1 pseudogene is annotated in these 238 nt (G+C 72.3%); it reads left to right on the top strand.

The features are described 5' to 3' along the window. A pseudogene (locus ACLD7X_RS19620) lies at positions 1 to 238 on the top strand (hypothetical protein); the annotation flags it as partial.

Below are 238 nucleotides of genomic sequence, written 5' to 3'. Positions count from 1 at the left end.
CGCCCGGGCTTCAGGTATCGCCGCCACAGCCCTCGGAGAAGCCTCCATCGCCGACGGTGAAAGCGCCACGGCCCTCGGGCGCAGCGCCAATGCCACGGGCTTCCAAACCACTGCGTTGGGTGCCGGCGCCCTGGCCTCAGGGCAACAGGCGACGGCACTGGGTCCTCGCGCCAATGCCACCGGAACCGCCGCGACCGCCGTCGGGTTGGACGCCCGGGCTTCAGGTACCGCCGCCACA

It is taken from the genome of Aphanothece microscopica RSMan92 (genome assembly GCF_046613545.2).
GTDB lineage: Bacteria > Cyanobacteriota > Cyanobacteriia > PCC-6307 > Cyanobiaceae > NIES-981.
The sequence above is the reverse complement of the archived record's forward strand: the minus strand, read 5'-3'. Positions and strand labels throughout refer to the sequence as shown.